The sequence below is a fragment of the Sorangium sp. So ce117 genome (assembly GCF_051524395.1).
In the GTDB taxonomy this organism is placed as follows: Bacteria; Myxococcota_A; Polyangia; order Polyangiales; family Polyangiaceae; genus Sorangium; species Sorangium cellulosum_B.
Genome location: NZ_CP150309.1, coordinates 10,457,110 through 10,469,628 on the forward strand (window position 1 = coordinate 10,457,110; position 12,519 = coordinate 10,469,628).

The window sequence follows — 12,519 nt, forward strand, 5'->3', positions numbered from 1 at the left end:
GCGCGGCCCGCGCCATCCGCTCTGCTAGAGTCGCGAGCGATGTCGCTGATCCTCACCGTGCTCGGGCTGTTTGCCGTGCTCTACCTGCTGTCGGGGCTGCGGCAGATCAACCAATGGGAAGCCGCGCTGCGCTTCACGCTCGGCAAGCTGACCGGCCGCGTATCCCCCGGCGTGACCCTGTTCCTCCCGGGCATCCAGGAGCTGCGGCGCATCGACACGCGGATGAAGAACCGCGATCTCCTCCAGCAGATGGTGATCACCCGCGACAACGTGACCACGATGGTCGACGCGGTCGTCTATTACCGCGTCGTCGATCCGGAGAAGGCCACGCTGGCCGTCGAGAACTACGAGAACGCGATGAAGGATCGCGCGAAGGTCGTGCTGCGCGACGTGGTGGGCGAGACGCGGCTCGACGAGCTGCTCGCGCACCGCGAGGAGGTCGCCGCCAAGGTGCGCGCGCAGGTCGAGGCGGTGGCGGCCGCGTGGGGCCTGCACGTGGAGATGATCGGCCTCCAGGACATCGCGCTGCCGCCCCAGATGCAGGAGGTGCTCGCGAAGGGCGCGATCGCCGAGCGCGATCGGCGCTACGTGGTCATCAAGAGCGAGGCCGACGTGGAGAGCGCGAAGAACTTCGCGGAGGCGGCGGGCATCCTCGCGCGCTCGCCCGGGGCGATGGAGCTGCGCCGCTTCGAGGCGCTGGCGAACCTGAGCCAGGGCAACACCAAGGTGATCTTCGACCTCGCGAAGCCGTACGACGACGTGCGGCACACGGCGGTCGCGATGGCCGAGGCGGCGTCCACCGAGGCGAAGCCCGTGCGGGTCCAGCAGGGGCAACGCGCGGTCGACGCCGAGGCGCAGCGTGAGGCCGAGGCCGCCCACGAAGAGGAGGCGGCGCTCGAGGAGCAGCGGACGGCGCGGCGCGGGCGCATGGGCGGGGCGTGATCCCGGCGCTGACCGCGCTCAAGGCCGCGGTCGCGGCGCTGCTCGAGGCGCGCGGCGAGCGCGGGCTCTCCGCCCTCGTCGCCGGCGGGGAGCTCGCGCTCGCCGCCCCGCCCCAGCGGTGGACGCTGGGGTCGCGCGAGGTGAGCGCGTCGCGCCTCTCGCTGGCCGTCGACGCGCCCGAGTTCGCGGCGCTCACCGCGGATCCGAGCCGCCTCGCGGCGGTGAAGGAGGCGTTCGCGAGCGCGGTCCGCACGCCGGAGACGGAGCTCGCCGATCTGTCGCTGGTGCTGCGCCTGCCCGGCGTCGGGCGCGGGTGGAGCCAGATCTACCGGGAGGCCGCCCTCCCGGCGGCGCCGGAGCGGCCGGCTCCGGACGCGGTGCTCGGCGGCGCGGCGGCCCTGCTCGAGGCGTCGGGCGACGCGCGGGGCGCGGCGATGCTCCGCCGCGCGCGGCTCGAGGCGGCGCAGGTCGCGAGCGGGGGCGCCGCGCTGGTGCGCTGCGTGGTGCGGCTCGAGCCAGCGGATCGCGCGGCGCTCGACCGCGACGGCGAGCGCGCGGAGCGGCTGCGGCGGGCGGTGCGCGACGCGGGGACGCGCGCCTCCGAGGCGATCGCGTCCGTGGAGCTCGCCACGGCGCTCTACCCGCTCGGCGGAGCGGCGGAGCCGGAGGCCCGGCTCGCGCGGGCGCTCGCGGCGCGCGGCGCGGTGGCGGTGACCATCCGCCGCGGTGACGGGCCGGAGGGCGAGGGCGTGGAGCTCGCGGTCGTGGCGTCCGGCGAGCTCATGCGCGTCCGGATCACGGCGGCCCCGGAGCGCGAGCAAGGCGGCTGGAGAGCCGAGGGGATCCGCGCGATCACCGTCACAGCCGGGGACCTCGCGACGCCGGAGCGGACGGAGGAGCTCGCCGCGCTGCTCTGCGGCGGCGGCGAGCCGTGACGCGCGGTCAGCCCGGCGCCAGCAGGCCGGGCGCCGCAGCGCCCGCGCCGGCCGTCGCGGCGCCGTTGCGCGGGGGGTTCTCCGGGCGGGTCATGCTCCGGATCGCATGCTGGAGCGCCGCGCGGAGGTTACGTTGCGTGGTGAGCTGCGAGAGGTCGAGCCCGAGCGCGACCATCGTCTGGGCGACGTTCGGCTTGATACCTGCGACGATCCCGTCGGCCCCGAGCAGCCGGATGGCGGTGACGAGCTCGATCAGGTGACTCGCGACCTTCGTGTCGACCACCTCGACGCCCGTCAGGTCGAGGATCGCGAAGCGCGCCTGCTTCTCCACGATCTTCGACAGCAGGCTGTCCATTACATCGGCGGTCCGCACGCTGTCCACCGTCCCCACCATCGGCAGCGTGAGCACTCCATCCCACACCTCGATGATCGGCGTCGAGAGATCGCGAATGACCTTCTGCTGCGCCTCGATCTGCTGCAGCTGGGCGCGCAGCTCCTTCTCCGTGCTCCTGGACTCCGAGATGTCGAACGACAGCCCCAGCAAGCCGCCCCCGGGCTCGCCGTCCTCGCCACGGAGCGGGGTGATCCAGTTGTCCCAGTAGACGCCGAGCATGTCGCTGCGAAAGCGGCGCACCTTCCCGTCGAACCATTCGCGCGTGCCGTCGACGGGCGCGTCGTCGACGGCCGCGTCTGGCTGGTTCCCATACAGCTCGAACCAGTTCGCCCCGACGAGCTGCCCGCGCTTGAACCCGGCGGTCCCGAGCGCCTTGCCGTCGTGATAGAAACAGGTTCCTTCGCTGTCGAGCGCCCAGAACGCCATGTTGTCCACGTGCTCGACGATGCTGTCCAGGATGCGCGCCTTGTTGCGGAGGGTCGTCAGCTCCTTGTCATCGATCTCGGATGCCGGCCGGAGCGACCCGAAGACCGCGCTGCGATCGGGCGATCGCCTGACGTTGCACGATAACGGCCGGTACGCCCCGCGCGCGTCGCGGACGCGGAGGCGGATAGAGATGGGCTCGCCTGTCTGCTCGAGCTTCGCCCACGCGTCCAGGAGCGCTGCGCGATCCTCGGGATGAGCGAGCTCTGCGAGGGTCGCACCCCCCTCGCTCACGGGGCCAAGGATCTCCCGCAAGGCTTCATTCTCGTGCAGCAGTCCGCCTGCGGCCGAGGCGACGAAGAGCAGCTCAGGACAGCTGGAGAAAAATTCAGCAAATAACCCATTTGAAGCAACGCTCATCACGCGGGCCCTCTCCCCTGGATATCAGAATGGGAGGAAGGTATCCCACGCGAGGCCCTCGCAGGAATGTCTCTCGTGGCGATGCCATTTCCGGTGCGGGCGCTTGCGAGCAGGCGCTCGCGACGGCGGGCCATGGCCGACGGCGTACATTCATGGCGTATGGAAGAGATAGACGAGACGCTCGACGCAGGCGACTGGGGAGTGAGAACACCCTGTCGACTTCCGCGATCAGCAGGCTGCTGCACGGCGAGCCCCTGCGCTCACCGCTCGGCGAGCCACGCCGGATACCCCTTCGATTCAACGGACGTAAGGCCGAGGTCGGGCATCTCCACGAACACCGCGCGGCCCACGGCGTAGAGCGCTTCGAGCAGGATCGCTGGCGGACCGAACGCTTCGAGGCCCAGCGACCACGCCGCCGGAGCAGCCGCGCCCTCGCCTTCCGCGACGGCGACGCGCGTCAGTTCGACAGCACACCCGGCTCCGGGGTGCGCGCCGTCCATCACCTCGACGGCGCGTCCGTCCACCAGCCCGAACACCCTCACGCGGCGCTCCTTCGTGAGGGTCGTCCACCCGCTGTCATCGGCGTCCATCGATGAGAGGGAGAGCTTCGTCCACCGCTCCAGCTCACCCAGCACCGTGGGAGAGAGATGGACGGATCCGAGGGCGCAGACCCGAAACTTGACCTCCAGGCCCTTCGGCCGACCGCCGCGCTTCTTGATCCCGAGATCGGCGCGCCGGAGGCACCGGTAGCGGTCGTGCCGAGGCGCCTCGGAGAACGCACGCGAGAACCACGACATGAGGCGCGCCACCCGAGCATCGTCCGCAGGCAGGAACCAGCGCACTTCGATGCTCTCCCGGATGTCCATGGCGTCCTCCCGTCCGCGCGCTGGCGGCGCGTCCGCACCACCGCCTCCATGATGACAGAATTGGGGGGGCGTGTGCCGCCGACGCGGCGGAGGTAGGATTTCAGGTCAGGCTGCCTTCCGCCGGAGCTTGCACGGCTGCATGCGGGCGAGCGCCCTTGCGCGCGCCGCAGCGCGTCCCCGGCTCAGGCCCTCGACGACGCTCGGTACGAGTCGGACACGACCTTCTTCGCAAAGTCGACGATCGGCTCCCTGGGGACGTTCTGGATCGCGTACTTGACCACGTAGCCGCCGGCGAGGAGGGTGAGCTGGCGCAGGATCTTCGAGCTGGCGAGCACCCCAATCGCAAATGCCGCCCCGCCAATCGCGATCGGGACGATGTATGGGACGTCCTTGACCTTGGCCTGGATGTCCTTGGCAAATTTCAGCAGCATATCGAGGCTCACCGCGCCCTCGCCGCCCTGCGTCGGCTGCACGCCAGGCTCGTGCGAGCCGGACTCCTGCGAGCCGCCCTCATAAATCCCGTTCTTGTACCCGCCCGACGTGTACTGGTCGTTACTGATGCTCATAGCGCTCTACCTCGTCCAGAGATGATGAGCCACTGACGTGGCGATAGCCCCCGGCTCTATGCGAAGCACATACCAGCAGGGAGCGCCGTCGCGGCCGACGCGCAGTAACGGGGAGCCCGCGCGGCTGGCGCCAGCAGCAGGCGAGCCGCTTGCGCCAGCGGCAGGGGGCTCGCGGGCGAGGGCGCCCGCCCGCGATGAGGCAACTTGGCCGGGCGTGGCAAATGATCCCACCTCGATCGGCTCACACGATATCGGCTCGCATCGGAGGAGAGGCTGGCCGTGCAAACCTCGAATGCGGCGGGCCGCACCCGCGCTCATGCGGGCGACGCTCGTGCTCGATCAGCACCGCTGACGAGCGCTCGGCGCGAGCTTGGAGCACCAGTTGCACGCTGCGGCTCCGACCGACGCGCGCGCGACGGAGCTCGCTCCCGGCACACGCCTTGCGTGAGTTGCCTCACACATGTCGCTCGTGACGGTGCTGTTCGGCCGGCGGCTGGCCTCCGATGAAATGAAGAGGAGAAGGAACAGATCGGCCCGCTCTCCGGCATCCCGGTCCTGGGCCTCGACGCGCTCGCTTCCGCGTCGTACGGCCCCGAGGCCGCGCTCACCGTGCTCCTCCCCCTCGGCGCGCTCGGCGTCCACTACATCGTGCCGCTCAGCGCCTTGGTCATCGGGTTGCTCGCGATCGTCTACATCTCGTACCGCCAGACGATCGCCGCGTACCCGAGCGGCGGCGGCTCGTACATCGTCGCGAAGGAGAACCTCGGCACGCGCGCCGGCCTCGTCGCGGCGGCGGCGCTGCTCATCGACTACGTGCTCAACGTGGCGGTCGCCGTCTCCGCGGGGGTGGGCGCGCTGGTCTCCGCGGTGCCCGCGCTCCTGCCCCACACCCTGGGCCTCTGCCTTGCCGTCCTCGTCGTGCTCACCGCGGCCAACCTGCGCGGGCTCCGCACCGCAGGCCTCGTGTTCCTGGTGCCGACGTACGCGTTCCTCGGCTGTCTCTTCGCGGTGATCGGGATCGGGATCGGGAAGACGATCCTCCACGGAGGGCACCCGCCGCCCGTGCTCGCGCCGCCCTCGCTGCCGGTCGCGCTCGGGACCGCGAGCCTGGCGCTCCTCTGCCACTCTTTCGCGAGCGGGTGCACCGCGATGACCGGCGTGGAAGCGGTGAGCAACGGCGTCCCTACCTTTCGCAAGCCGAGCAGCGAGCTGGCGCGCCGGACGCTCTCGTACATCGTCGCGTCGCTCGGCATCCTGCTCGCCGGGATCGCGATCCTCGCGCGGGCGTACGGCATCACCGCCACCGAGCCCGGCAAGAGCGGCTATCAGAGCATCGTCTCGCAGCTCGTGGGCGCGGTCGTGGGGCGCGGCCCGTTCTACTACGTGACCCTGGCCGCCGTGGTGACGGTGCTCATGCTCTCGGCCAACACCAGCTTCGCCGACTTCCCCCGCCTCTGTCAGCTCCTCGCGCTCGATCGCTTCCTGCCTGAGCCCTTCATCCACCGCGGCAGGCGCCTCGCCTTCTCCTACGGCATCGGCGTCCTGGCCGGGCTCTCGGCCCTCCTGCTCGTGGTCTTCCAGGGCATCACCGACGCCCTCATCCCGCTCTTCGCGGTGGGCGCGTTCCTCGCCTTCACGATGTCGCAGGCGGGGATGACCGCGCACTGGCGCAGGGTCGGCGGCGCGCGCTCCCGGCTCCACCTCGCGGTCAACGCGACCGGCGCCACGGCCACGGCCGCCACGCTCGTCGTCATCATCGTCTCGAAGTTCACCGAGGGGGCGTGGATCTCGACCCTGCTCGTGCTCGGGGCCTTTCTCATCTTCTGCAATGTGCGACGCCACTACAAGCACATCGACGAGGTGGTTCGCGCCCGCGCGCCGCTCGACCTCACCCCACCTCCGCCGCCGATCGTGGTGGTCCCGATCAGGCGCTGGGATCTCGTGGCGCAGAAGGGGCTCCGCTTCGCGCTGCGCCTCTCGCCTGAGGTCTACGCGCTCCAGGTGCTCCTCGACGATCCTCGCGTCGAGGACCTGAGCGGCGAATGGCACGATCTGGTGGAGGAGCCCGCGAAGGCGAAGGGGGTACCGGCGCCGCGGCTTTCGGTGGTGCGGTCCCGCTACCGGCGGCTCTTCAGGCCGCTGCTCCGCTTCGTCACCACCCTCGCGCGCGCCCACCCCGACCGGCAGGTAGCGGTCGTCGTGCCAGAGGTGGTCGAGTCACGCTGGTACCATTACCTGCTGCACAACCACACGGCATCGGTCCTCAAATGGCTCCTTCTCTTCCGGGGCGGGAAGGGCATCGTGATCGTCAACACGCCTTTTTATCTGCCCGATGCACCGGAGGCCGCCTGATCGTCGTGCGCGGCCGCGCCGGCCCGAGGCCGCCCGGCCGACGCGGCAGCGCCGCGTCCCGGAAGCGCGCCGCGGGTGGCCGTCGAGCGTAGGGCCAGGCGCAGCGGAGCCGGGCCCTCACCACCACGAGCGCTGGCGGGCGAGCGAGACGATCGCGGCCGAGAGCTTGCGCGGGTCGTGGCGAATCAGCTTGCCGCCGAACAGCAGGTCGGCAGGGACGAGGAGGTCGGAGGCGAGCGGTTTGTCCGGCGAGGTCACGACCGGCTCGGAGCCGGCGGAGGCGTAGTCCTCGAGGCCTTCGGAGGGCCAGACGTCGTTGACAAGCACCGCGTCGAGCCGGGCCTCGCCGAGGTACATGGCGATGGTCCCCACGAAGTCCTCGACCGTGTAGCCGGGGGTCTCGTTGGGCTTCGTCATCAGGTTGCACACGAACATCGCGCGGGCGCGGCTCGCCGCGATGGCCTCGCGCACGCCCTTGACCAGGAGGTTCGGCACGAGGCTCGTGTAAAGATCTCCCGGCCCGAGGATGATGAGATCGGCCTCCGCGATCGCGTCGAGCGCCGCTGGATACGCCTGGGCCTCGGGATCCAGATAGACCGAGAGCACCGGCGCATCGAGCATGTCGGAGAGGTTGTCAATCGACGCTTCGCCGCGGATGGTGCGGTCGTTCTCGAGGTGCATCACGAGATCGACGTGATCCATCGTGACCGGGAGGACGCGGTTCTTGACGGAAAAGATCTCGTGCAGGCGCTCGACCGTGAGGGGGAGCGAGCCTGTGATCTCTTGCACCGCGGTGAATATCAGGTTGCGCAGGGTGTGCCCGCCGAGGCTCCCCGAGCGGAAGCGGTGGCCGAGCAGCTCCTTCAGCGCTTCCGGGTGCTCGGACAGGGCGACGAGGCAACGCGTGAAGTCGCCCGGCGGCAGGAGGCCGTACTCGTCCCGGAGCCTCCCGGAGCTCCCGCCCGAATCCATCATGGTCACGATCGCGGTGATGCGGACGCTCAGGTCACGCAGGCCGGTGAGGAGCGTGTAATGGCCCGTCCCCCCTCCCACGGTCACGATCTTCGGCGTCGCCATGGGGGAGCAGGCTACCATGCGGACGAGCGGGGCCGATACCGACCGTCAGGCCGCCGAGATCTCGACGCGCGGCTGCGGCGCGCACTTCGCGAGGCGGCGCGACGCGACGGCGTGGTACGTGGGCGCGATCTCGGCGCTGTAGCAGCGCCTCCCTGCGGTGAAGGCCGCCACCGCGACCGAGCAGAGCCCCCCGAATGGCTCCCAGACGACATCGCCTGGATCGGACGATGCGCGGATGATGCGATCGAGCAGCTTGAGGGGCTTCTGGTTGCCGTGGATCGACCGGGTGTCCTCCTTGAAGCGTTCGGGGCCGCGGACCGCCGGCTCGTGCCAGACGTTAGTCACGCCGACCTCGCAATGGAATTTGGCTCTCAGGGTAGCCCACTCCTCGCCCGTCAACGGCCGCTTGCCATCGACCGAGAAGTAGGGTCGCCCCTCGGGGCGGCCGTGCGCGTTCGCGAAGGCGGCGATCTGCTCGAACGCCGAGGCCGGGGGGTAATACCAGAGGTGGCAGCGGGTGAAGTACTTCCTCGTGGCCGCGTTCTTCACGCCGCACGCCTCGTTCGTCTGGCGCAGGGGGAGGCCCGAGCGCTCCCATTCATGCCGCAGCCAGGTCTTGAGGGGCAGCCGCACGCCGGCGCTCTCCAGGAGGACCTTGCGCACGTATTGCACGCACACCTCGCTCACCACGGGGAACTTGCGCAGCGTCCGGGTGTTCGCGTTGCCCGCGATGTGGGCGATTCCCTTGTCCCAGACGTGGCAGGTCCGGTACTCCCAGCCGTGCTGCTCGAGCAGCGGGTGCACCGTCGCCCAGCCGACCTCCGTCGCCCAGAACCAGAGGGTGGCGGACGGCAAGGCGCGCTCCGACCAGACGGCGACGTGGGGCGCGTACCACGCGGCGAGCCCGTCGTGCGTCGGGGGATCGCCCGGAAAACCGGAGACCCCATAAGCACCGTCGGAGACAATCACGGTGGGTCTCGGCCAGGAGGCGTAGTGCTCCAGCGCGTCGCCGAGCGTCAGGGTGGGGTGGAGGGTGGTCGATGCGCGCTTCACGGGGGACACGCGGCCATCCAATCGAACTGCGCGGATCTGTCAACAAAACGGCGGAGCTCGGCCCCGGCGAGCCGCCTGGACCCGCGCGCGACGCGCCGCGGGCGGGGCGCGCTCCGTCAGCGCCTCGGGCACTCGCCGAGCGCGAGCCCCAAGCGCCCGGGATCGGCCGATCCGTACGACATCGCCGCCCTCCAGTCGACGTCGGGCGACGTCGGGCGCAACGTCGGTCGCTTCGGCCGCCGGGGACAACGTCGGTCGCCGGGGGCAACGTCGGTCGCGTCGGCCGTCGTCGGAAGCAACGTCGGTCGCGACGGCCGGCCTCGCCCTCTCCGTACCGGCCGTGATCCCCGCGCCACCGCCGCGCCGCCCCTGCGGTGGGCATCGACGCGCGGATCTACGAAGACGTGCACGGAGGTCGCCGCGAGGAGACAGCCTGTGGAAATGAGGGGAACACTATCCGCGCAGGATCGCGCACGGCCCGTGTGCCGCCTTCGTGCCGGTGATTGAAGAGATCGTTCGTTCGGCGTATGTTCGGTGGCTTGGTGCGCAACTTCGCTTTGCCGGCGCTCCGCGGCGATGCCCGCGACGAGGCCGACACCGGTGTGACCAGCCTACGCGGGGCCATCGATTCCACACGGGAGGAAATCATGAATGCATTGAAGCGCATGAGCTCGAGAGCCGCTGTTCGCGCGCTCCCGGGCGTCGTTCTGGCCGGGGTGAGCCTGCTCGCGCCGCGCCCGGCAGAGGGCCAGACTGCCGGAGAGCCGGGCCATTTGTACTGGGCCGACACACTCGTGACCCACATCGCACCGGTGAACAACGAATATGGAAGCGGCACGACCTATGTTTATTGGGCCGGCGTCGCAGGAGCCCCCGATTATCGGAGCCGCAGCCTGTGCGCGTCGTTCGTCACGAACGTCCTCAAGCAGGCGTATCAGCTGTCCGTCTACGACATCAACACATGGTTCGGCAGCATGAGCCCGAACGCCTCGCTGTACCACGACAGGATCATCGAGGAGGTCGGGTTCGAGCAGATCGTGACGGTGAGCGAGATCGAGGCCGGCGATATCGTCGCGATCGAGTATCCGGCGGGGAGCACGGCGAGCGGGCACGTCGCCATCGCGGCAGGCGCTGCAGTGCCACGCGTGGCGACCTATCCGTTCGTCACGGGGACGATACAGTACTCGCTCCTCGTCCTCGACTCGAGCACCACGGGCCACGGGACAACCGACACCCGGCGCAACGCGGACGGCTCCTGGCACGCGGGTGTTGGCAGGGGTGTCATGCGCCTCTATGCCAACAGCAACGGGACGATCGTGGGACACGCGTGGAGCACGCAATCGGGATCGACCTACTATGGGACGCAGGTGCGCGATATCGCCGTCGGCCGGATCACGGACCCGTATATCGAGCTTCCCCTACCGTTGTAGCGACGCGCACGGAACGCCCGCGCTTCCTCGACCATCAGGCCGGCTCACGCAATTCCGGCGCCCTTGACGTGTAGCTTCACACGAAAACCAGGTACGCGTTCATGCGCGCGAACGGAGGGCGTCTGCCGCTTACTCGCCCTCGTCGAGCAGCCCAGGTGGCGCGTCGGCATTTCGATCGTTCCTTTTACGACACGAGTGGATCATCGTTCACGGTCACGCCATGGAATACGCGCATCCACCACGTCTCTGCCGGAAACACCGCGCTGCGCAGCCCTGCACGCCATCGTTGAAGCGCCTCGCGGTACGCTGCGCGAAATGCCCGGACAGCGGCAACCGCGGTCCTTCGTGCGTCTGCATGTCCCCTCCCCACCGCAAACGTTGGATTGAGGCCGCGGGGCGCCTCGAAGCTCGTCGCGCGAGCGTCGGGCGACACCGCGCATGCGCGCTCGGGGCCGAGGAAACTGCGGCCAGTTCGATGCATCGCGGCGTGCGCCTCGGCTTCCTTCCGCTCCAGCTCCGCCGCCACCTCGCGCCGGAAGGCGTCGGCGTCATCATCCGCCACAGCTGGCGGAAGCGAGATCGCAATGGCGGCGTCCTCGGGCCATGCGGGATTGCTCGAAGCAAAGTAGACGTCAGGACGCCTCGCCCGCAGCTCGCCGCGGCCGATTTCGTTGACGAGCACCTTCGCTCCCGGCCATTCCTTCGCACGTCGCACCAACCCCGCCTCCACCGGGTTCGCCAGTGAATATGAAATCTTTTCCACCACAGCCATCCGCGTCAAGAGGCGAACAACGCTGGTCGCTTCGTGGCCCCAGACCGGCCCCTCCCAGGTTCGGAGCACCTGGGTCCCCAGCGCCACGAGGCGATGAAACAGCTGCAGGAATCGCGGAAGCACGCCTTCGACGTCAGTGACGACGATGTGCAGGTGCGTGGACATGGCACACAACGCATGCAGGCGAACGCCGTAGCGCCTGGCCGAAACCGCGAGTGCATAGGTGATCAGCTGAGTAATCGCGGCGTCCGGTCGGAAGAGGAGGTGTCGCCGCAACGCGCGTCGCGTGAGGAGATAGGTGGCGCCTGCAACGATAGCGCGAGGCTGGCTCATGGCTGCCGACTATGCCAAACGCGTGCCGGGGCTTGTGGTCAATGATTTCGCATACTTGAATCTTCGAGATCCTGGCGGCTCCTGTTTTCCGCCGGCGCCCGCCATGGCCTTTGCCTGGGACCGCCTCGTAGACAACACGTATCGGGTCTTACCACCAAGGCAATGTCGGTCAGACAGGCAGGCCGGGCCGGCAGACCGGCAACGTCGGTCAGGTCGACAGTCAACGGCAACGTCGGTCAGCGCCGCAGCCCCGCAGTCAGCCCGGCACGGGCCCAACAGGGGCCTCCGTTTCCGGTTGACATCTGGCACGGCGCATGGATCAACCACATTGCGCGCGTTCATGGTTGTCGACCTCGTGCGATGCTCTCGCCCGCCATGCTGCTGGAGAACTCCCATGCACCGACCCCTCCTCGCCCAAGGCCTCGTGCTGTCGCTCTCGCCGTTCGGGTGCTCTACTAGCCCGGAAATTCCTGAAGCGTACGGCATGGCGGTCATGACCGTGAACGGGGAGAGCTTGGTGCTTGACACGGGGGATAGCGGCAAGCTGCCTGTCGCCGGATTCGACGACAGCTGGGACGTTGACTGCTCCCGCCTCAATGGCGAAACCAATCTGGAGCTGGTGGATCACTCGAAGGACAGGAGGGGCTTCTACTACCTCGATCTCCATCTGCTCGGCAGCAAGCGCAAGGGCGGCGACGCTGCTGTCGTGAACATGCGAATGTACGTCGACGATGCGCTTTTCTATGGCTCTTGCCACGCGACGCTCCGGACATCGTCCGAGGACTCGCACGAATGCAAGTTCTCTTTCGCTGACTGTGGCCTGAACTTGCTCGGCGCTGCCCAGGACGTTGTCCCAGCGCGCCTCGAGTTCGCGTCATTCCACTTGAAATGGTGCTTCGTCCCCTGAGGGGGCGGGGCGCGATATGTCCGAGGACAGCTCCTCCGCGGCGCGTCGT

At 69.2% G+C, this 12,519-nt stretch carries 11 protein-coding genes; 5 read left to right on the top strand and 6 right to left on the bottom strand.

Annotated features, from left to right (window positions below; all coding sequences use genetic code 11):
• The first annotated feature begins 39 nt into the window (after positions 1-39).
• The gene (locus tag WMF46_RS39215) at positions 40-942 is read left to right on the top strand and encodes an SPFH domain-containing protein (RefSeq protein WP_437981892.1); all 903 of its coding nucleotides are present in this window, start codon (positions 40-42) and stop codon (positions 940-942) included.
• Complete coding sequence (locus WMF46_RS39220; RefSeq protein WP_437981893.1) at positions 939-1,877, top strand: hypothetical protein; 939 nt, start codon at positions 939-941, stop codon at positions 1,875-1,877. The genes WMF46_RS39215 and WMF46_RS39220 overlap by 4 nt, the downstream gene beginning before the upstream one ends.
• A gap of 7 nt (positions 1,878-1,884) precedes the next feature.
• Here WMF46_RS39220 and WMF46_RS39225 read toward each other — a convergent pair whose 3' ends face one another.
• The 3 genes from WMF46_RS39225 to WMF46_RS39235 form a co-directional block, all read right to left on the bottom strand.
• Entirely contained in the window at positions 1,885-3,009 is a 1,125-nt protein-coding gene (locus tag WMF46_RS39225) for an STAS domain-containing protein (RefSeq protein ID WP_437981894.1), read from the bottom strand.
• A gap of 365 nt (positions 3,010-3,374) precedes the next feature.
• The gene (locus WMF46_RS39230) at positions 3,375-3,980 is read right to left on the bottom strand and encodes a hypothetical protein (RefSeq protein ID WP_437981895.1); all 606 of its coding nucleotides are present in this window, start codon (positions 3,978-3,980) and stop codon (positions 3,375-3,377) included.
• Positions 3,981-4,162: 182 nt separating this feature from the next.
• Positions 4,163-4,546, bottom strand: coding sequence for a hypothetical protein (locus tag WMF46_RS39235; RefSeq protein WP_437981896.1), 384 nt, complete (start codon positions 4,544-4,546; stop codon positions 4,163-4,165).
• A 609-nt stretch (positions 4,547-5,155) separates the two neighbouring features.
• Here WMF46_RS39235 and WMF46_RS39240 point away from each other — a divergent pair.
• Entirely contained in the window at positions 5,156-6,898 is a 1,743-nt protein-coding gene (locus WMF46_RS39240) for an APC family permease (protein ID WP_437981897.1), read from the top strand.
• A gap of 117 nt (positions 6,899-7,015) precedes the next feature.
• Here WMF46_RS39240 and WMF46_RS39245 read toward each other — a convergent pair whose 3' ends face one another.
• Together WMF46_RS39245 and WMF46_RS39250 are read right to left on the bottom strand one after the other, a co-directional pair.
• Positions 7,016-7,975 carry a gluconeogenesis factor YvcK family protein gene (locus tag WMF46_RS39245; RefSeq protein ID WP_437981898.1) on the bottom strand — a complete coding sequence of 320 codons (960 nt, stop codon included), beginning with the start codon at positions 7,973-7,975 and terminating at the stop codon, positions 7,016-7,018.
• Positions 7,976-8,020: 45 nt separating this feature from the next.
• A complete protein-coding gene (locus WMF46_RS39250; RefSeq protein ID WP_437748092.1) occupies positions 8,021-8,779 on the bottom strand; it encodes a DNA methyltransferase in 759 nt (252 codons plus the stop codon).
• 791 nt (positions 8,780-9,570) lie between these two features.
• Between WMF46_RS39250 and WMF46_RS39255 the strand changes: the two genes are divergently transcribed.
• Positions 9,571-10,458 (top strand): hypothetical protein, encoded by an 888-nt coding sequence (locus WMF46_RS39255; protein WP_437987989.1) that lies wholly within the window; start codon positions 9,571-9,573, stop codon positions 10,456-10,458.
• Positions 10,459-10,642: 184 nt separating this feature from the next.
• On the opposite strand, the gene WMF46_RS39260 is transcribed toward WMF46_RS39255, so the two are convergent.
• Positions 10,643-11,563, bottom strand: a complete 921-nt coding sequence (locus tag WMF46_RS39260) for a transposase (RefSeq protein WP_437981899.1) — start codon at positions 11,561-11,563, stop codon at positions 10,643-10,645.
• A 394-nt stretch (positions 11,564-11,957) separates the two neighbouring features.
• Here WMF46_RS39260 and WMF46_RS39265 point away from each other — a divergent pair, with 394 nt between their 5' ends.
• Positions 11,958-12,470 carry a hypothetical protein gene (locus WMF46_RS39265; protein WP_437981900.1) on the top strand — a complete coding sequence of 171 codons (513 nt, stop codon included), beginning with the start codon at positions 11,958-11,960 and terminating at the stop codon, positions 12,468-12,470.
• Positions 12,471-12,519: the final 49 nt, after the last annotated feature.

Bases quoted from the DNA above. Each gene is read 5' to 3' on its own strand.
- WMF46_RS39260 (WP_437981899.1), bottom strand. From the start codon at position 11,563: ATGAGCCAGCCTCGCGCTATCGTTGCAGGCGCCACCTATCTCCTCACG.
- WMF46_RS39235 (WP_437981896.1), bottom strand. From the start codon at position 4,546: ATGAGCATCAGTAACGACCAGTACACGTCGGGCGGGTACAAGAACGGG.
- WMF46_RS39265 (WP_437981900.1), top strand. From the start codon at position 11,958: ATGCACCGACCCCTCCTCGCCCAAGGCCTCGTGCTGTCGCTCTCGCCG.
- WMF46_RS39215 (WP_437981892.1), top strand. From the start codon at position 40: ATGTCGCTGATCCTCACCGTGCTCGGGCTGTTTGCCGTGCTCTACCTG.
- WMF46_RS39230 (WP_437981895.1), bottom strand. From the start codon at position 3,980: ATGGACATCCGGGAGAGCATCGAAGTGCGCTGGTTCCTGCCTGCGGAC.
- WMF46_RS39245 (WP_437981898.1), bottom strand. From the start codon at position 7,975: ATGGCGACGCCGAAGATCGTGACCGTGGGAGGGGGGACGGGCCATTAC.